Source organism: Roseicyclus salinarum (assembly GCF_029624655.1).
GTDB classification, from domain to species: domain Bacteria; phylum Pseudomonadota; class Alphaproteobacteria; order Rhodobacterales; family Rhodobacteraceae; genus Roseibacterium; species Roseibacterium salinarum.
Map to the genome: position 1 here is coordinate 43,112 of NZ_JARRSA010000021.1, position 18,157 is coordinate 61,268.

At 70.5% G+C, this 18,157-nt stretch carries 17 protein-coding genes and 1 riboswitch; of the genes, 5 read left to right on the plus strand and 12 right to left on the minus strand.

Going from position 1 to position 18,157, the window contains the following annotated elements:
- Position 1: 1 nt before the first annotated feature.
- Positions 2-1,357, minus strand: a complete 1,356-nt coding sequence (gene aroA, locus P6F26_RS13880; RefSeq protein ID WP_278029287.1) for a 3-phosphoshikimate 1-carboxyvinyltransferase — start codon at positions 1,355-1,357, stop codon at positions 2-4.
- Positions 1,358-1,440: 83 nt separating this feature from the next.
- Positions 1,441-2,157, minus strand: coding sequence for a tRNA (guanine(46)-N(7))-methyltransferase TrmB (gene trmB / locus P6F26_RS13885; RefSeq protein WP_278029288.1), 717 nt, complete (start codon positions 2,155-2,157; stop codon positions 1,441-1,443).
- 77 nt (positions 2,158-2,234) lie between these two features.
- Here trmB and cls point away from each other — a divergent pair, with 77 nt between their 5' ends.
- Together cls and P6F26_RS13895 are read left to right on the plus strand one after the other, a co-directional pair.
- The gene (gene cls / locus P6F26_RS13890) at positions 2,235-3,644 is read left to right on the plus strand and encodes a cardiolipin synthase (RefSeq protein WP_278029289.1); all 1,410 of its coding nucleotides are present in this window, start codon (positions 2,235-2,237) and stop codon (positions 3,642-3,644) included.
- Positions 3,645-3,658: 14 nt separating this feature from the next.
- Positions 3,659-4,345: an endonuclease/exonuclease/phosphatase family protein gene (locus P6F26_RS13895; RefSeq protein ID WP_278029290.1), complete on the plus strand. Its 687-nt coding sequence runs from the start codon at positions 3,659-3,661 to the stop codon at positions 4,343-4,345.
- Between the two features lie 19 nt (positions 4,346-4,364).
- Here P6F26_RS13895 and metK read toward each other — a convergent pair whose 3' ends face one another.
- The 5 genes from metK to P6F26_RS13920 all read right to left on the minus strand — a co-directional run bounded on the left by metK (position 4,365) and on the right by P6F26_RS13920 (position 9,735).
- Positions 4,365-5,531, minus strand: a complete 1,167-nt coding sequence (gene metK, locus P6F26_RS13900) for a methionine adenosyltransferase (RefSeq protein WP_278029291.1) — start codon at positions 5,529-5,531, stop codon at positions 4,365-4,367.
- Between the two features lie 7 nt (positions 5,532-5,538).
- Positions 5,539-5,587, minus strand: a riboswitch (SAM-SAH riboswitch).
- A 53-nt stretch (positions 5,588-5,640) separates the two neighbouring features.
- Positions 5,641-7,176, minus strand: coding sequence for an apolipoprotein N-acyltransferase (gene lnt, locus P6F26_RS13905; protein ID WP_278029292.1), 1,536 nt, complete (start codon positions 7,174-7,176; stop codon positions 5,641-5,643).
- The gene (locus tag P6F26_RS13910) at positions 7,173-8,072 is read right to left on the minus strand and encodes a transporter associated domain-containing protein (protein WP_278029293.1); all 900 of its coding nucleotides are present in this window, start codon (positions 8,070-8,072) and stop codon (positions 7,173-7,175) included. Before P6F26_RS13910 ends, lnt begins: the two co-directional genes overlap by 4 nt.
- Before the next feature lie 45 nt (positions 8,073-8,117).
- Positions 8,118-8,615 (minus strand): rRNA maturation RNase YbeY, encoded by a 498-nt coding sequence (ybeY, locus tag P6F26_RS13915; RefSeq protein ID WP_278029294.1) that lies wholly within the window; start codon positions 8,613-8,615, stop codon positions 8,118-8,120.
- Positions 8,616-8,679: 64 nt separating this feature from the next.
- Positions 8,680-9,735, minus strand: a complete 1,056-nt coding sequence (locus P6F26_RS13920; protein ID WP_430736750.1) for a PhoH family protein — start codon at positions 9,733-9,735, stop codon at positions 8,680-8,682.
- Positions 9,736-10,095: 360 nt separating this feature from the next.
- Here P6F26_RS13920 and P6F26_RS13925 point away from each other — a divergent pair, with 360 nt between their 5' ends.
- A complete protein-coding gene (locus tag P6F26_RS13925) occupies positions 10,096-10,419 on the plus strand; it encodes a hypothetical protein (protein WP_278029296.1) in 324 nt (107 codons plus the stop codon).
- Positions 10,420-10,423: 4 nt separating this feature from the next.
- On the opposite strand, the gene miaB is transcribed toward P6F26_RS13925, so the two are convergent.
- The gene (gene miaB / locus P6F26_RS13930; RefSeq protein WP_278029297.1) at positions 10,424-11,746 is read right to left on the minus strand and encodes a tRNA (N6-isopentenyl adenosine(37)-C2)-methylthiotransferase MiaB; all 1,323 of its coding nucleotides are present in this window, start codon (positions 11,744-11,746) and stop codon (positions 10,424-10,426) included.
- 131 nt (positions 11,747-11,877) lie between these two features.
- Between miaB and P6F26_RS13935 the strand changes: the two genes are divergently transcribed.
- Both P6F26_RS13935 and P6F26_RS13940 read left to right on the plus strand, forming a co-directional pair.
- On the plus strand, positions 11,878-12,741 hold the full coding sequence (locus P6F26_RS13935; protein ID WP_278029298.1) for a hypothetical protein: 864 nt from the start codon (positions 11,878-11,880) through the stop codon (positions 12,739-12,741).
- Between the two features lie 55 nt (positions 12,742-12,796).
- Positions 12,797-13,966 (plus strand): MFS transporter, encoded by a 1,170-nt coding sequence (locus P6F26_RS13940; protein ID WP_278029299.1) that lies wholly within the window; start codon positions 12,797-12,799, stop codon positions 13,964-13,966.
- Positions 13,967-14,017: 51 nt separating this feature from the next.
- Here the strand turns inward: P6F26_RS13940 and P6F26_RS13945 are convergent, their stop codons facing one another.
- The 4 genes from P6F26_RS13945 to P6F26_RS13960 all read right to left on the minus strand — a co-directional run bounded on the left by P6F26_RS13945 (position 14,018) and on the right by P6F26_RS13960 (position 18,096).
- Entirely contained in the window at positions 14,018-14,491 is a 474-nt protein-coding gene (locus P6F26_RS13945) for an Hsp20 family protein (protein WP_278029300.1), read from the minus strand.
- 141 nt (positions 14,492-14,632) lie between these two features.
- On the minus strand, positions 14,633-15,487 hold the full coding sequence (locus P6F26_RS13950) for a trypsin-like serine peptidase (protein WP_278029301.1): 855 nt from the start codon (positions 15,485-15,487) through the stop codon (positions 14,633-14,635).
- A gap of 76 nt (positions 15,488-15,563) precedes the next feature.
- On the minus strand, positions 15,564-16,916 hold the full coding sequence (gene glcF, locus P6F26_RS13955) for a glycolate oxidase subunit GlcF (protein ID WP_278029302.1): 1,353 nt from the start codon (positions 16,914-16,916) through the stop codon (positions 15,564-15,566).
- A 49-nt stretch (positions 16,917-16,965) separates the two neighbouring features.
- Positions 16,966-18,096: an FAD-binding protein gene (locus P6F26_RS13960; protein WP_278029303.1), complete on the minus strand. Its 1,131-nt coding sequence runs from the start codon at positions 18,094-18,096 to the stop codon at positions 16,966-16,968.
- Positions 18,097-18,157 lie beyond the last annotated feature (61 nt).

Consider the following 18,157-nt stretch of genomic DNA (forward strand, 5'->3'; position numbering starts at 1 on the left):
CTCATGCCGCGCCCGTCCGGTCCAGATCCGCGCCGAGGCCGCGCATCAGGGGCTCGAAGATCGGAAAGGACGTGACGATCGGACCGGCGTCGTCCACGCTCACGGGGGTGCGGCTCGCCAGTCCGAGGCAAAGGAAGGACATCGCGATCCGGTGGTCGAGATGGGTGGCGCAGGTCGCGCCGCCCGGAACGCCCAGAGCGCCGCGCCCCTCGACGATCCACCAGTCGGGACCGTCCTCGACCGTGACGCCGCAGGCGCGCAGGCCGTCGGCCATGGCGGCGATGCGGTCGCTTTCCTTCACGCGCAACTCCCTGACGCCGCGCATGACGGTCCGCCCCTCGGCGCAGGCGGCGACGACCGACAGGATCGGGTATTCGTCGATCATCGAGGCCGCCCGCTCGGGCGGGACCTCGACACCCTTCATGTCGGGCGAGAACCGGGCGCGCAGGTCGGCCACCGGTTCGCCGCCCTCTTCGCGCTCGTTTTCGTAGACGAGGTCAGCCCCCATCTCGCGCAGCGTGGTGAAGAGGCCCGCGCGCGTGGGGTTGAGGCCGATGTTCGGCACCAGCACGTCCGACCCTTCCGCGATCAGCGCGGCGCAGACCGGGAAGGCGGCCGAGGACGGGTCGCGCGGGACGACGATGGTCTGGGGCCTGAGGTCGGGGCGCCCCCGCAGCGTGATGACGCGGCCTTCGGGCGTGACCTCGGTCGCGATCGCTGCGCCGAAGCCCGCCAGCATCCGCTCGGTGTGGTCGCGCGTGGCCTCGGCCTCGATCACCACGGTCTCGCCCGGCGCGTTCAGGCCGGCCAGAAGGACCGCCGACTTCACCTGCGCCGACGGCACCGGCAGCGTGTAGCGCACCGGCATGGGGTCGGCCGCGCCGATCACGGTCATCGGAAGCCGCCCGCCGGCCCGGCCAACGGCCTGCGTCCCGAACAGCGACAGCGGGTCGGTCACGCGCGCCATCGGGCGCTTGCGGAGGCTGGCGTCGCCGGTGAAGGTCGCGGTGATCGGCGTCGTGGCCATCGCGCCCATGACCAGGCGCACACCGGTGCCGGAATTGCCGCAGTCGATCACGTCCTCGGGCTCGCCGAAGCCGCCGACGCCTACGCCGTGGACGCTCCAGACGCCGTCTGCGTCCCGGTCCACCTCGGCCCCGAAAGCCTGCATGGCGCGGGCGGTGTCGAGGACGTCCTGCCCCTCGAGCAGGCCCGTCACCCGCGTCTCGCCCACCGAAAGCGCGCCGAGAATGAGGCTGCGATGCGAGATCGACTTGTCGCCGGGCACGTCGGCCGTGCCGGTGAGGGGCCCGCCCCTGCGCGCTGTCATCGGAACTGGATCGCCGTGGCCGGACATGCGCCGCCTCCCCTGTCGTCGGTCGCGCGCGTGATAGACGCGGGCCGGGGCGGCGTCCACACCAAAGCCGTTCGCGCGGGCCGCTACAGGCGCCGGAACGTCATGTAATGCGGCACGCGCGCCTCGCGCAGGGCCTTCTGCTCGTAGCGGGTCGAGATCCAGTCGCCCCACGGCGCGCGCCAGTCGCCCGGCCCCTCGGCCAGCCATTCGAAACCGTGGCGCGGGACCTCCTGCAGGGTCTGGCGGACGTAGTCGGGAATGTCGGTGGCCACGCGGAACTCCGCGCCCGGCTTCAGCACGCGGGCGAGCGGTCGGAGATGCTCGGGCGTGACGAAGCGGCGGCGGTGGTGGCGGGCCTTTGGCCACGGGTCGGGATAGAGCAGGAAGGCCCTGCCGATCGAGGCCTCGGGCAGGACGTCGAACAGGTCGCGCGCGTCGCCGGGATGGATGCGCAGGTTGTCCACGCCCGCACGGCGGATCTTGCCCAGAAGCATCGCGACGCCGTTGATGTAGGGCTCGCAACCGATGATCCCGACCTCGGGATGCAGGCCCGCCTGGTGGACCATGTGCTCGCCGCCGCCGAAGCCGACCTCGAGCCAGACCTCGCGCCCGCCGAACATCCCGGCAAGGTCGAGGGCTCGGCGTTCCGGGTTCGCGTCCCAGTCGACGGGACCGGGCGACAGGGCGTCCAGATCCTCGTCGAGGTAGGCCTCCTGGCTTTCGCGCAGGTGCTTTCCGCGCCGGCGGCCGTAGAAGTTGCGGCGAGGGCGCTGGGGCGGGGGTTCGGGATCACGCGTCATGGCCGCGCTACCTACTGCGCGGCCGGGGCGTTAGCAACGTGGCACGCCGCACCGATTTGGGGCAAAAGCAAGGTACGATGCTGAACGTGATCCTGCCGATCCTCTCCGCCATGCTCGTGGCGCTGGCGCTATGGCTGGCGTGGCGCGCGGCCAAGACCGCGCGGACGCCGCAGGCCGCCGTGGGGTGGGTCGTCTTCCTGCTGGCCGCGCCGTATCTCGCCGTGGTCGCCTACGCCTTCCTCGGCCCGCACCGCTACGAGTCGCGGCGCCGGGCGCGCAGGCTGAGCCGGAAGCTCTTCGACGACCACCGCAGCGACTGGCCGGACGCAATCGGCAACGACCCGCTCGCCATCAACCTGCGCCCCTTCGAGCAGGTCGCGGGCCTGCCGGTCGTGCGCGGCAACAGGGCGGCCCTCCTGGTCGACGGGCAGGAGACCTTCGACGCGCTTTTCGAGGCCATCGACGCGGCACGGCATTACCTGCTGGTGCAGTTCTACATCTACCGCGACGACGCGCTCGGCCGGAAGATGGCGGACCACCTGATCGAGGCGGCCCGGCGCGGCGTGAGCGTGCGGCTTGGCTACGATGTCTTCGGCTCGTTCGGCCTGGGGCGCGGGCTCCTGCGGGAGATGTCGCAGGCCGGAATCGAGGTCATGAGCACCCGCCGGGGCGGGCCGATCGAGCGGCGCTTCCAGGTCAATTTCCGCAACCACCGGAAGGTCGTCATCGCCGACGGGCGCGTGGGCTTCCTCGGCGGTCTGAACGTGGGCGACGAATACATGGGTCGCGATCCCGCCTACGGGGCGTGGCGCGACACGTTCTGCCGGATCGAGGGCCCGATGGTCACGCAACTGCAGCTGATCTTCGCCGAAGACTGGCACTGGGTCACCGGTGAGGTCCTGCGCGACATCCTCGACTGGTCTTCCGAGGACGGTCCGGGCGGGATGGACGGGCTGATCGTGGCGACGGGGCCGATCGACACCGAGGATACCGGCAGCGCGATGCTGTTCTCGACGCTGGCCGCCGCGCGGTCGCGGATCTGGGTCTCGACGCCCTACCTCGTGCCGGACCTCGCGACGCTCACCGCGCTGAAACATGCCGCGATCGAGGGCAAGGAGGTGCGCATCCTCGTGCCAGACGCGATCGACCATTACCTGCCGTGGCTCGCGGCCTTCGCCTATTTCGACGAGCTTCTGGAGGCCGGCGTCGAGATCTGGCGCTACCGCGAGGGATTTCTGCACCAGAAGGCGTTCCTGATCGACGACGGGCTGGCGGCGGTGGGCACGCACAACCTCGACCACCGGTCGTCTCAGCTGAACTTCGAGACGATGGCCTATTTCTTCGACAAGGGGTTCTGCGCCGAGCTGGAGGCGGTCCTGCGCAAGGATTTCGCCCGCGCCGTCCGGCTGGAGAAGACGCTGGACGAACAACCTCTGCGCCTTCGCATCGCCGCACCGGTCGCGCGGCTGATGGCGCCCGTCCTTTAGGGGGAGCGCATCGCGTGAGGATCGTCAGCTACAACATCCGCAAGGCCGTCGGACTGGACGGGCGCCGCGACCCCGAGCGGGTGCAGAAGGTGCTGATCGACTCGCAGGCCGACGTGCTGGTGCTGCAGGAGGCGGACCGGCGCATGGCGCCCCGGCCCTCGGCCCTGCCAAAGGCCATCCTCGAGGCCGAGACGCCCTACCGCGTGGCCGACGTCGCGGTCACGGACGTGAGCCTCGGCTGGCATGGCAACGCGGTGCTGGTGCATCGCGACCTCGCCATCCGCGAGACCGCGCGCATCCCCCTGCCGGGACTGGAGCCGCGCGGCGCGGTGCGGGTGGAGGTCGAGGGGCCGTTCGGCTTGATTTCGGTGGTCGGCGCGCATCTGGGGCTGTTGCGGAAGTGGCGCCGCCTCCAGCTTCATGCGCTGCGCGAGCATCTGGAGCGTACCGACCATGACCGGATGCTCATCGCCGGGGATTTCAACGAATGGTCGCCGAACTCGGGGTTCGAGCCGCTCGGCCCGGATTTCGACGTGGTGTCGCCGGGGCGGAGCTTCCACGCGTCCTACCCGGTGGCAGCCCTCGACCGGTTCGCGCACGGACCCGGCCTGCGGCTGACCGAAACCGGCGTGATCCGCGAGGGCGCGGCGCGCCACGCCTCGGACCACCTGCCTGTCTGGGCGCGGATCGCGCCGGCCTGAGGACCGGCGCGACGCCGTTTCAGACCGCGGCCTTCAGCGCCTCGGTCAGGTCCGTGCGCTCCCAGCTGAAGCCGCCGTCGGCCTCGGGCTGGCGTCCGAAATGGCCGTAGGCGGCGGTGCGCTGGTAGATCGGGCGGTTCAGCGCGAGGTGCGTGCGGATGCCGCGCGGCGTGAGGTCCATGCAGTCGCGCACGGCCTTCTCGATCCGCTCCTCGTCGACGAGGCCGGTGCCGTGGGTGTCGGCATAGACCGACAGCGGCTCGGCCACGCCGATGGCGTAGGACAGCTGAAGCGTGCAGCGCCGCGCGAGGCCCGCCGCGACGACGTTCTTCGCGAGATAGCGCGCGGCATAGGCTGCCGAGCGGTCCACCTTCGTCGGATCCTTGCCCGAGAACGCGCCGCCGCCATGGGGCGCCGCGCCACCGTAGGTGTCCACGATGATCTTGCGCCCGGTAAGGCCCGCATCGCCGTCGGGGCCGCCGATGACGAACTTGCCCGTGGGGTTCACCCACCATTTCGTCGCCTCGGTGATCCAGCTCGTGGGCAGGACCTCGCGGATGTAGGGCTCGACCACGGCGCGCACGTCGTCCGAGGTCATGTCCTCGTCGAGGTGCTGCGTGGACAGGACGATCGACGTGACTTCGACGGGCTTGCCGCCCTCGTAGCGCAGGGTGAGCTGGCTTTTCGCGTCGGGGCCGAGCGTGGGCTCCTCGCCCGATTTGCGCACTTCGGCGAGGCGGCGCAGGATCGCGTGGGAATAAAGGATCGGCGCGGGCATCAGCTCGGGCGTCTCGTCGACGGCGTAGCCGAACATGATGCCCTGGTCGCCCGCCCCGTCGGTGTCCACGCCCTGCGCGATATGCGCCGACTGCTCGTGCAGGAAGTTCAAGACGTGGCAGGTGTTCCAGTGGAACTTGTCCTGCTCGTAGCCGATATCCTTGATGCAGTCGCGGGCGATCTCGCCGATCTTGCCCATGAAGGTCTTGAGGCGTTCCTTGTCGCTCAGGCCCACTTCGCCGCCGATGACGACCATGCCGGTGGTGGCGAAGGTCTCGCAGGCGACGCGGGCCTCGGGCTCCTCTGAGAGGAAGGCGTCGAGGACGGCATCGGAAATCCGGTCGCAGACCTTGTCGGGGTGGCCCTCCGAGACGGACTCGGAGGTGAAGATGTAGTTTTCGCGGGCCATGGGGAAGTGCTCCATTACATGTCGGTCCCCACGCCAGGAAGCCGTTGTGGGGTCGCGAAGCCTTACGCTGACCGCCCCCGGTGATCAATGGGGCTTTTTCCGCCGCGCGTCAGCGCGATGTCCGCCGTGCCGCGAACATGATGGCGCAGGCCAGCGCCAACGTCAGAAGGAGCGCGGGCAGATCGCCCCACCGCGCGTAGGGCGTGGGCGGCGCGGGCGGCGGAAGCCGGGCGTCGATGACCCCGGCCTCGCCAAGCCCGAGCGACCGCACGACCCGTCCGCGCGCGTCGATCACCGCCGAGACGCCGGTATTGGCGGCGCGCAGGACCGGCAGCCCCTGCTCGGCGGCCCTGAGGCGCGCGAGGGCGAGGTGCTGCCACGGTCCCGAGAAGGTGCCGAACCATGCGTCGTTGGTGACATGCGCCATCCAGTCCGGCCTCCGGGGCAGATCGCGGATGTAGCCGGGAAAGATCGCCTCGTAGCAGATCATCGGAAAGGCGCGGCCGAGGCGCGGCCCGAGGTCCAGCGCGGCCGGTCCGGGGCCAGGCCGGTAGCCTGCGGGCATCACCGCGGCGAGCGCGCGGATGTCCAGCCGCTCGGCCAGCCCCTGAAGCGGGACGTATTCGCCGAAGGGCACGAGGTGGTGCTTGTCGTAGAGCGCCGTGACCGATCCGCCGGGGTCGAGGACCGCGAGGCTGTTTCGCACGGTGAAGTCCTCGAAGCGCTGGACGCCGACCATGACCTGCGCCGCGCCGGCGGCCTGCGACAGCTGCAGGCGCGCGACGTCGGAGCGGCCGAGTAGGACCGGAAGGCTGGTCTCGGGCCAGACCACGAGGTCGGGCGTGCCGAGGTCGGGATCGGCGGGCGCCGCCGTCAGGTCGCGGCCCCGCTGCCAGAACACCGGGATCATGTCCTCGCGCCATTTCAGGTGCTGGGGCGCGTTGGGCTGGACCAGCCGCACGACCGGCGCATCGGACCCGGCCTGCGGCGCCTGCGCGACCGGCAGGACGTAGGGGGCGAAGAGCACCGGCAGGCCGAGCGCGGCGGCCAGCGCGGCGCGCCGGTCGAGAAGCGCCGCCGCCCAGAGCGAAGCCACGAGGGTCACGGCCAGCGTCATGCCGTGCGCGCCGAGGAGGCCGCCGAGCTGCAGCCATGGCGTGTCGATCAGCGCATGTCCCGGCAGCGCCCATGGAAAGCCCGTCAGGGCCGTGGAGCGCACCACCTCGGCCAGCGTCAGAAGCGGCGCGAAAAGCGCGATCCGGGGCATCGTCCCGCGCGCGAGGCGCAGCGTCCCCCATCCCGCCGCAGCCCAGAACAGCGCCAGCCCCACCGCGAAGAGGACCAGCGCGAAGGGCGCCATCCAGCCGTGGCGCGCGGCGTCCACGAAGAACGGCTCGACGATCCAGTGCAGCGACAGCGCGAAATGCCCAGCGCCGCCGGCCAGCCCTCGCAGGAACCCGGCCCGCGCGTCCGGCGCCAGCGCGACCAGAAGCGCAAGCGCCGCAAGCCCGAGCGGCATGGCGAGCCACAGGTCGAACGGCGCCTGCCCGAGCCCCGCGAGAAGGCCCGAGGCGAAGGCCGCAGGAAGGGCCGCGCGGCCGCGCAGCCCCTCCAGCGATGCGGCAAGGCCGCCTGCCGGTCTCATTCGGCGGTCATGTCCCTCGGCCTGCGCACCCGAAGACGCTTGATCCGGCGCGGATCGGCGTCGATCACCTCGAACTCGACGCCGGAAGGATGCGGCACGACCTCGCCACGTGCGGGAACGCGGCCCGTCAGCAGAAAAACGAGACCGCCAAGCGTATCGACTTCCTCCTCGTCGTCCACCGCGGCGAGGTCGATCCCGATCTCGGCCTGGAATTCGTCGAGCGGGGTGCGCGCCAGCGCGAGCCACGAATGGTCGCCTTCGCGGCTCCAGGTCTGGGCCTCCTCGATGTCGTGCTCGTCCTCGATCTCGCCGATCACCTGTTCGATGAGATCCTCGATCGTCAACAGCCCGTCCACGCCGCCGTATTCGTCGATCACGAGCGCCATGTGCGTGCGGTCGGTCTGCATCTTGGTGAGCAGGACCCCGATCGGCATGGAGGGCGGCGCGAACAGCAGCGGACGCAGCATCGTGCGAAGCGAGAAGCTGCCATTGGCCTTGTCGAAGCCGTAGCGCAGGGCGACGTCCTTGAGGTGCACCAGCCCCACCGGCACGTCGAGCGCGCCGTCGTAGACCGGCAGGCGCGTCATGCCGCTTTCGCGGAAGGTCTCGACCAGTTCGGGAAGCGTCGCGTCGCAGGAGACCGACACGATCTCGGCACGCGGGATCGCCACGTCCTCCACCCGCATTCGCCGCAGGTTGGACATGCCGAAGGGACGCGTGCCTGCGCCACGCGCCTCGGGCCAGGAACTGGCGGCGCCGTGCGCTTCGTCGGGTTCGCCTTGAGGGGGACCGCCAAACAGGCGGGCGAGGAAACCGGGTCTTTGGCCCGGAGGCTCATCCTCGTCGATCTGCGCGCCATGCGCCGCCGAAGACGAGGGATCAGGGTTCGAGCTCATCGCTCCTTTCCAACACGTTGGCCGGGCTTTGATCACCCGTTGCGGTCAATATGGGTCAGGAACCCCCAGTCTTGCAAGGACATGCGTCTCGAGGCGCTCCATCAATTCCGCGTCGGCGTCGGTTTCGTGGTCGAATCCGAGCAGATGGAGAAGCCCGTGCACCAGAAGATGGGCGACATGATGATCGAGGGGCCGTCCCGCGGCCTCCGCCTCGCGGCGGCAAGTCTCGTAGGCGAGCGCGATGTCGCCCAGCTCCTCGGGGGGACCGGCGGGATCCGGCCGGGGGAGGTCGGGCATCGCGCCCGGCACCTCGGCGCCCCGCTCTTCCGAGGGCCAGGACAGCACGTTCGTCGGCTGCGCCTTGCCGCGAAACTCGGCGTTCAGGCCGGCGATGCGGGCGTCGTCGCAGGCGAGGATGCTGACAGAGAAGCGCGCGGGGTCGAGGTCGAGCTGGCGCAGCGCCGTCTCGCAGGCCTCGGGCGCGAGGGCCTCGAGCGCTGTTTCCTCCCAGGCGGGGGCGTCGATGAGGATGTCGATTTCCATGACGCCGCTCCTGCCCGCCGACGGGGCCCTCGTCAATCGCCGGACCGCGGCGGCGGCGCGGGCTTCAGGACGCCTCGTCGGCGTCGTAAGCCTCGATGATGCGCGCGACCATGGGGTGGCGGACCACGTCCTTGGCGGTGAAGTAGTTGAAGCTGATGCTTTTCACGTTGCCGAGGATCCGCTCGGCGTCCATCAGGCCCGAGGGCATCCCGCGCGGCAGGTCCACCTGGCTGCGGTCCCCGGTGATGACCATGCGGCTGCCCTGCCCGAGGCGCGTGAGGAACATCTTCATCTGCATCGTGGAGGCGTTCTGCGCCTCGTCGAGCACGACATAGGCGTTCGACAGCGTCCGTCCCCGCATGAAGGCGAGGGGCGCGATCTCGATCGTCTTCTCTTCCATCAGCTTCTGAAGCTGCTTGCCGGGAAGAAAGTCGTTCAGCGCGTCGTAGAGCGGCTGCATGTAGGGATCGACCTTCTCCTTCATGTCGCCGGGAAGGAAGCCGAGCCTTTCGCCCGCCTCGACCGCCGGGCGGCTGAGGATGATCTTGTCGACATGGCCGTTGATCATCTGGTTCACGGCCACCGCGACCGCGAGGTAGGTCTTGCCGGTGCCCGCAGGCCCGATGCCGAAGGCAAGCTCGTGCGTGAAGAGGTTGCGCACATAGGCCTGCTGGGCCTGCGTGCGCGGCTCGACCGTCTTCTTGCGCGTGCCGATCTCGAGCATCCCCGCGCCGAACATCTCCATCTGGTCGCCCGAGCGCGCACCGGTATCCTCGGCGCTGCCGCCAAGGCGCACCGCCGCGTCGATATCGCCGGGCTCGATGCTCTTGCCGGCCTCGAGGCGCGCATAGAGCCCCTTCAGGACGCCCGCGGCCCGCGCCCGCGCCTCGCCCAGCAAGGCCAGCTCGTTGCCGCGCCGCACGATGTGGACCGACAGCAGGTGCTCGACCTGCGCGAGGTTGCGGTCGAACTCGCCGCAAAGCTCGATGAGAAGGCGATTGTCGGGGAATTGCAGAAGCAGTTCCAAGGGTGGCTCGGAGGGCGGCTCGGCAGCGGGGTGCGGCAGAGGGGTTATCGCCAAGTTGGGCTCCCGTGGTTCAGGCCAATGCTCTGCTGGCATGTTCGCAAGCGCCGCCACACAACGCAACAGATTGTGTCGCCTGTCACGAATTATTCTTGATGCAGTGGAGCGGCGCAGGCGGCCTCCATGGGCGAAGGCGCCGCCGCGCCCACGCGCCCGATCAGGCACAGCGCGGGGTTTGACGGTCGCGGGACCCCGGCACCCGCAGCGGCGTTCCGGCAACGGCGACAATGATTGCAATACGGGGCCACCGTCCCGGAGCCCGCCCCAATGACGCTTTCCCCCTGACGCGGAGTCTTAATAATGTGTTAACAATGTGGCGAAGCAGGCTCGCGACGCGCCTGATTCATGACACATTTGAGCGGCGCGTCTTCGATTTCCGTGGGGGAACGGCATTTCATGACACGACACGTTTTCATCGCATCCTGCGGCATGGCCGCCGTGCTGGGCGCGGCACCCGCCGCCGCGACCTCCTACGCCCACGAGACCGCGGCCGCCAATTCGGTGGTCACGGTCAGCTGCTTTCGCGGTCCGTGGGAAGAGGTCATCTGGGATCGCCCGAACGCCGTCTTCGTCGATAGCCTCGTGGCCATCGGCTACAACTTCCCGGAAGCGCACGCCATCGCCGAGCGTGTCTGCCGCGACGAGGCCACCGTGGGCGACCCCGAGGCCGCGGCGGCCGTGATGCGCCGCATCCTCGCCGACAACCCGCCCGGACGCTGACGCCTCAGACGAGCTGCCCGGCAAGCGAGTTCGGGCCGCTGTCCACGATCCTGACGGGCGCGATGCCGCCGATCAGCGCGGCGTCGCCCTCGGCATGGACGGCGTGCAGGTATTCCGACTTGCCGACGATCTGGCCGGGCATCCGGCCCGTCTTCTCGAACAGCACAGAAACCGTGCGCCCGACCATGGCGTCCTGCGCCGCGCGCTGCTGACGGGTCAGGAGCGCCTGCAGACGTTGCAGCCGCTCGTCGGCCTCGACGGGATCGACAAGCGCGCGCTCGGCGGCGGGCGTGCCGGGGCGCGGGGAATACCTGAAGGAAAAGGCGCTAGCGTAGCCGACCTCCTCCACGAGGTCGAGCGTGGCCCGGAAATCCGCCTCGGTCTCGCCGGGGAAGCCCACGATGAAGTCGCCCGACAGCGCGAGGTCCGGCCGCGCGGCGCGGATGCGCTCGATCAGGCGGACGTAATCCCCGGCGGTGTGCTTGCGGTTCATCGCCTTCAGGATGCGGTCGGACCCCGACTGCACCGGCAGATGCAGGTAGGGCATCAGCTTCTCGCAATCGGCATGGGCGGCGATCAGGTCGTCCTCCATGTCGTTGGGATGCGAGGTGGTGAAACGGATGCGGTCGAGGCCGTCGATCCCGGCCAGCGTCCGGATCAGCCGCGCGAGACCCCACTCGCCGCCATCCGGCCCCTCGCCGTGGTAGGCGTTCACGTTCTGGCCGAGAAGCGTGATCTCGCGCACACCGCGCTCCACCAGGTCGCGCGCCTCGCGCAGAAGCCGCTCGGCGGGGCGCGAGACCTCGGCGCCGCGGGTATAGGGCACAACGCAGAAGGAACAGAACTTGTCGCAGCCCTCCTGCACCGTGAGGAAGGCGGTGGGCCCGCGCCGCGTGCGGCGGTCCTTCGGCAGGTGCGCGAACTTGTCCTCTTCGGGGAACTCGGTATCGAGCGCCTTCTCGCCGCGATCCAGCGCCTCCATCATGCGCGGAAGGCGGTGGTAGGTCTGCGGCCCCACGACAAGGTCCACCATCGGCTGGCGGCGCATGATCTCCTCGCCCTCGGCCTGCGCGACGCAGCCCGCGACGCCGATCTTGAGGTCGGGCTTCGCCTCGCGCAGCGGCTTCAGGCGGCCAAGCTCGGAATAGACCTTCTCCGCCGCCTTCTCGCGGATGTGGCAGGTGTTCAGCAGGATCATGTCGGCCGCCTCGGGGCTGTCCACCTGCTCGTAGCCCTGCCCGCCCAGCGCCTCGGCCATGCGTTCGCTGTCGTAGACGTTCATCTGGCAGCCGTAGGTCTTGACGTAGAGCTTCTTCGTCCCGGTCATGGCGCGCCCGTTATGGTCAGGGAAAATCAGACCTGCGGCATGTATCGCAGGCGCGGCACGGGATCAACGCCGGGCGCGATTGCAAATGCCGCGTGGCGGGGCCAGTCTGCATCCGAGGGGCAGGCGAAGCGATGGATCACCACAGTCTCGACGCGTTCAGGGCGGACCGCACGCCATACGGCAGCGGCCCCTTCGCCGTCGTGATCTGCGAGGACCCCATCGAGATCGACACGACGCTCGGCCATGTCGCGCGGCTGGGGTTCCGGGCCGTGTTCCTCGTGGCGGCCGAGGGCATGGACGCCCCTGCCGAAGGTCCCGGCCTTCCCGTCCACGTCATCCGCGACCGCCCGCGGCGTCCGGACATGGCGATGGACATCGTCAACGCGGTGATCGCCAAGGTGCCGGGCGAGTGGGTCCACTACTGCTACAACGGCGAATACCTGTTCTACCCGTTCTGCGAGGACCGCAGCGTGGGCGAGATGGCGTCATGGGTCATGGAGGAGCGGCGCGACGCCGTGCTGACCTTCGTGGTCGACCTCTACGCGGCCGACCTGTCGGCGCATCCCGACGGCGTCTCGCTGGAGACGGCGATGTTCGATGCGGCGGGCTACTACGCCGAAACGCGCCGCCGCGAGCCCGGCGGCGTCATGGAACGGCAGCTCGATTTCCACGGCGGCCTTCGCTGGCGCTTCGAGGAGCATGTGGCCGAACACAGACGGCGCATCGACCGCGTGGGCCTGTTCCGCGCGAAGCCGGGCCTGCGCCTGCGCGACGACCACACGCTGAATGACGAGGAGATGAACACCTACGAATGCCGGTGGCACCATTCCCTGACGGGCGCGATCTGTTCGTTCCGGGCGGCCAAGGCGCTGAGGACGAACCCCGGCTCGCGGTACGAGGTGCACGATTTCCGATGGCACGGGTCCACGCGGTTCGACTGGTCGTCGCTGCAGCTGATGGAGCTGGGCCTGATGGAGCCCGGACAATGGTTCTGACGGGGGTTCTGACGGGGGTTCTGACGGGGGTTCTGACGGGCATCCCGAGGTCTTCATGCGGGCCGCGCTGAGCGATCCCCCGATCCTCGCGCTGATGGTGGCCCAGACGCTGATCTGGGCGGCCACCTTCTACGTGTTCCCCGCGCTGGTGATCGAATGGCGGGCCGAGTTCGGCTGGAGCGCGGGGCAGGTCATGGGGGCGCTGTCGCTTGCGCTGGCGGTGCAGGGCCTCGCGGCGGGGCGCGCGGGCGACCTGATCGACCGGGGCCTCGCGCCGGTCTCGATGCCGGGCGGCGCGCTTCTGGGGGCGGGGTGCCTCGCGCTCCTGACGCAGGTGGACGCGCTCTGGCAGTTCTACGCGCTCTGGGGCGTCATCGGGCTTGGCATGAGCCTGACTCTCTACGACGCGGCCTTCGCGCTGGTGGTCCGGGGCCGGGACGAGACGGCGCGGCAGGCCATCACCGCGATCACGCTGGTGGCGGGCTTCGCCTCGACCATCGCATACCCGCTGACGGCATGGGTGTCCGGGGGCGCGGGCTGGCGCGCGGCGGTCTGGGTCCTCGTGGCGCTGGTCGTCCTCGTCAACATGCCGCTCGCCGCCTTCGCCGCGCGGCGGCTTGAACGGGAGGGGGCGGCCCGCGAGGACGCCACGGGCGCGCCGCCCGCGCAGGCGGCGTGGCGGCGTCCGGGCTTCTGGCCGCTGACCCTAGGGCTCGGCTTCTCGGCGCTGGCCGTCGGCATCGTCACAAGCCATCTGCTGCCGCTTTTCGCCGCGCTCGGCGTGGCATCGGCGACCGCCGTCCTCGCCGCCTCGATCGTCGGGCCGTCGCAGGTGGCGGGGCGCGTGGCCCTCAGCCTCGCGGGGCTCAGGGTGCCGGGCCGCATCCTCGCCGTCGGGGCGCTCGCCGGAATGGGCCTTGCCGCGACGCTGCTTCTGGGGGCGGGCGCGTGGCCCGCGCTGGTGCTGACCTTCGCGGTCCTGCATGGCATGTGCGTCGGGCTGGTCAGCATCCTGCGCCCCGTCGTCATCCGCGAGACGCTGGGGCCGCGCGGCTTCGGCGCGGTGCAGGGCGCGGTCGTGCGTCCGGCGCTGTTCGCCTTCGCCGCCGCGCCCTTCGTGGCCGCGCTGGTCGCGGATGCCGCGGGCTACCTGCCGGTCATCGCGCTGTGCATCGCGGCACAGGCGGGGGGCGCGGCGCTTCTGTGGCGCTTGCCGCGCGCATGAAGAAGGCGGCCCCCGAAAGGGCCGCCTCCAGTGGTCCGTCGATGATGCGGATCAGGCGGTTTCGGCCTCGGACGCGCGCTCGGCCTCGATGGCCTTCGGCCCGCGCGAGGCGATCTCGATCCGGCGCGGCTTCAACGCCTCGGGCACCTCGCGCACGAGATCGACATGCAGCATTCCGTTCTCGTGGACCGCACCCGTCACGCGGACGTGGTCGGCCAGCTGGAACCGCTTTTCGAAGGCGCGCGTGGCGATGCCACGGTGCAGGTAGGTGCGCTGCGCCTCGTCCTTTTCCTTGCGGGCGGTGATCACCAGCTCGGCCTCGCGCTGCTCCACGGACAGCTCGGCCCCGGTGAAGCCCGCGACGGCGATCGAGATGCGGTAGGCGTTCTCGTCCGTCTTCTCGATGTTGTAGGGGGGGTAGGTGCTGGGCGCGGCGTCCTGGGTCATGACGCGGTCCAGCAGGTCGGCCATGCGGTCGAAGCCGACAGTGGCCCGGTAAAGCGGGGAAAGATCGTAGGTACGCATGTGTCATCCTCCATTGAGCGACAACGTTCGACGAAGGTGGCCCCGTCGGGCGGGCGCCACCGGTTTCAACATGCCCCGGCCCGCGGTGGGCGCCGGTGCATCGTGGAAATTGGGAAGCGATTTCCGCCGTTTCAAGGGGCCTCAGGGCCGGATGAACCGCGCGCCGATGCTGGACCGTCCGCCATCCCCGGCCGGCGCGGTCATCCGCAGCCGTCCCTGCCCGGCTGCGCCGCCGGGCCGCCCGGCCCCGCGCTCCATCGCGTCCAAAAGCTCGATGAACGGCGCGTCGAGCGCCACGGCCATCGACACGTCAGCCCCGCTGCGGTCGCGCGCCGTGGCGGAGATCACCGCCACCAGCTCGGGCCCGTCCTCGGTCAGGCGGATGACCGGCGCGCCCGAACTGCCCTGCACCACACGGCACGACAGAAGCCGCACGGCGCCCTGCCCCTCGAGCACCAGGCACCCCTCCTCGATCGAGGCATGCGCCTCGCGCTCGGCGCCGTAGGACACGACGGTCACGACCGTCTCGGGATCGGCGCGCCGCCCCGTCGCGATGGGGGCGATCCTGTTCGACCGCACCGGCAGCTCCAGCTCCAGAAGCGCAAGATCCATGCCGATGCTCTCGAGGGTCGGGTCGTCGCGGGGGGCGTAGGCCTCGGGGACGTGACTGCGCCGCACCCCGCGAAGCGCCTCGGGCCTGCCGTTTCGCAGCCCCGCCTGGAAGGTGAGATCGGCATCGGCGATGCGCTCCGCCGTCGCCGGATCGAACAGGCAATGCGCGGCCGTCAGCACGAGCCTGTCGGTGATCAGGGTGGCCGAACAGAACGAAACGCCTGTGTCGAGCCGCCCGACCCCCGTCCATGGCATCGCCGCATCGGCGCTGACGAGCGGCCTGAGCCCGCCGAGGGCGGTGGCGCGCTGCTCGGCCGGCAGGTCCTGCGCGACCGCGGGAAGGCTCGCGGCGAGGGCGATCAGGGTCAGGATGAGCTGGCGCACGGGACACCTCCTTCGATCGTCGTTCCCGCCGCTGGCTATTGGTCCCGCATGGCGGAATTTTGTCGATTGCGGGACATCACCTCAGGATCGGCACCGGCACCTCGCGCTTGCCCGGCGCGTCCAGCGCCGGCGGGCGCGGCCCGCCCGTCGCCCAGTCCAGAAGCTCGACCGTGTGCACGATCGGCACGTCGGTGCCCGACCCGATCTGCATCATGCAGCCGATGTTGCCCGCCGCGATGATGTCGGGCCTCGTCATCTCCAGCGTCTCGACCTTGCGCGCCTTCAGCTGGCCCGAGATCTCGGGCTGCATCAGGTTGTAGGTCCCGGCCGAGCCGCAGCAGAGATGGCTGTCGGCCGGCTCCACGACCTTGTAGCCCGCGCGCTTCAGAAGGTCCTTGGGATAGGTCTTGATCCGCTGGCCGTGCTGCAGGGAGCAGGCGGCGTGATAGGCCACGCGGAGCCCCGCCTGCCCCGCCGGGGGTTCGGCCGCCCCGGCGCTCGCCGCGCCGTCGGGCATCAGCTCCATCAGGACCTCCGACACGTCGCGCGCGATCCCGGCGACGGCGCCCGCGTCCTCGGCCAGCGGATCGTTGCGGAACATGTGGCCGTAATCCTTCACGGTCGTGCCGCAGCCGGACGTGTTGATCACGATGGCATCAAGGCCCCCGCCCCGCATCTCGCGCGTCCAGGCGCGGATGTTGCGCGCCGCCGAGCCGTGGCTTTCCGCGGTCTTTCCCATGTGATGCGTCAGCGCCCCGCAGCAGCCCTGCCCCTCGGCGATCACCACCTCCGCGCCCAGCCGCGTCAGAAGCCGGATCGTCGCATCGTTGATGTCGGTGTTGAGCGCCTTCTGCGCGCAGCCCGTCATCAGGGCGACCCGCATCTTCCGCTCGCCGCGGGCGGGGAAGACCTGCGGGTCGTCGTTGCGGCTGACCGGCGGCACCTGTCGGGGCGCCATGGCCAGCATGGCCTTCAGGCGCGCATCGGGCATCAGGAACGCGAACGGCCGCCCGATCTTCGCACCCAGAAGCGCCACGCGGAACCGGGTCGGATGGGGCAGGATCTTCGCCAGCGTCCAGCGCAGGAAGCGCTCGAACGGGGGCCTGCGGTAGGTCCGCTCGATATACTCCCGCGCGTGGTCCACGAGGTGCATGTAATGCACCCCTGAGGGACAGGTCGTCATGCACGCGAGGCACGACAGGCAGCGGTCGATGTGCCTGACCGTCTTCTCGTCCGCGGGCCGCCCGGTCTCGAGCATGTCCTTGATGAGGTAGATGCGCCCCCGCGGGCTGTCCAGCTCGTCCCCGAGGACCTGGTAGGTCGGGCAGGTCGCCGTGCAGAAGCCACAATGGACGCAGGCGCGCAGGATCTCGTTCGACCTCGCGGTGGACGGGTCCTTCAGCTGCTCGGGCGTGAACGTGGTCTGCATGTGTGCGCCTTCGGATCGTGGTGTTTCGGGCTGGGCCTCTCGCGCGCCCTCAGGCCGCCATCAGGCCCGGGTTCAGGATGCCGCGCGGGTCGAACTTGTCGCGCAGCCCCTGCGACAACGCGGCGATGGGGGCGGGTTCGGGCTGGAACGGCGCGATCCGCGCCCGCGTCTCCTCGGAGGCGCGGACCAGCGTCGCGTGGCCCGCGAAGGCGCCAAGGCGCGCGCGCAGGTCCGTCCCCTCCTCCACGCGGGCCCAGATCAGGCCGCCGCCCCAGTCGAGGAACGTCTCGCCCTCGGTCCGCGCCGCGACGTCCGGCCCGTCCGACGGCTTCACCGAGATGCGCCAGACATCCCCCGGCGCCTCCGCGAAGGGCAGGACGTCGCGCACCGCGCGCCACGCACTGGCGACGGCGTCCGGCTCCACCTCGGCCCGCACCGCGCCGAACGGCGCCATCAGCTCCGACAGGCGGCCGAGGCGATACTCCACGCTCGCCGCGAAGCCCTCGAGCCGCAGCATCGTCACCGGCGTGCCACCGCCCCCCCAGGGCAGGTGCGCCGCGCCGCTGACCTCGAAGGGAGAGCCGAGCGCGGTCGCCATGGCCTCGACCGCCTGGTGGCCCGAAAGCCCGTCGATCAGCACGCTGGCCTGCTGCTCGGTCGCGGGCAGGACCTTGAAGGCCACCTCCGTCAACACCCCGAGCGTGCCCCAGGATCCCGCCATCAGCTTCACGAGATCGTAGCCGGTGACGTTCTTCATCACCCGCCCGCCGTTCTTCAGCACCTCGCCGCGCCCGTCCACGAAACGCACCCCGATCAGCGAATCGCGGCAGGCGCCCGCCTGGATGCGCCGCGGCCCCGACACGTTGGCCGCGACCACGCCGCCGATGGTCGGCTCGCCCGCGGTGCCCAGAAGCGCGCGGTGATCCATGGGCTCGAACGGCAGGCGCTGGTTCTCGGACGCGAGCAGCGCCTCCACCTCCGCCAGCGGCGTCCCCGCGCGCACCACGATGGTCAGCGCGCCGGGCTCGTAGAGCTCGACCCCCGTCAGCCCGGCCACCGACAGGGCCGCGCCCGCCACCGGCCGGCCGACCGGCCGCGTGCCGCCGCCGATGACGCGCAGGGGCCCGTCGGCCGCCGCGACGGCCTCGCTCAGTTCGCTCTCGCTTGCGGGGGTCGGCACCTGTGGCGCTCCTTCATCCTTGCGAAAAAACTCTCGGGGGGTCCGGGGGGCAGACAGCCCC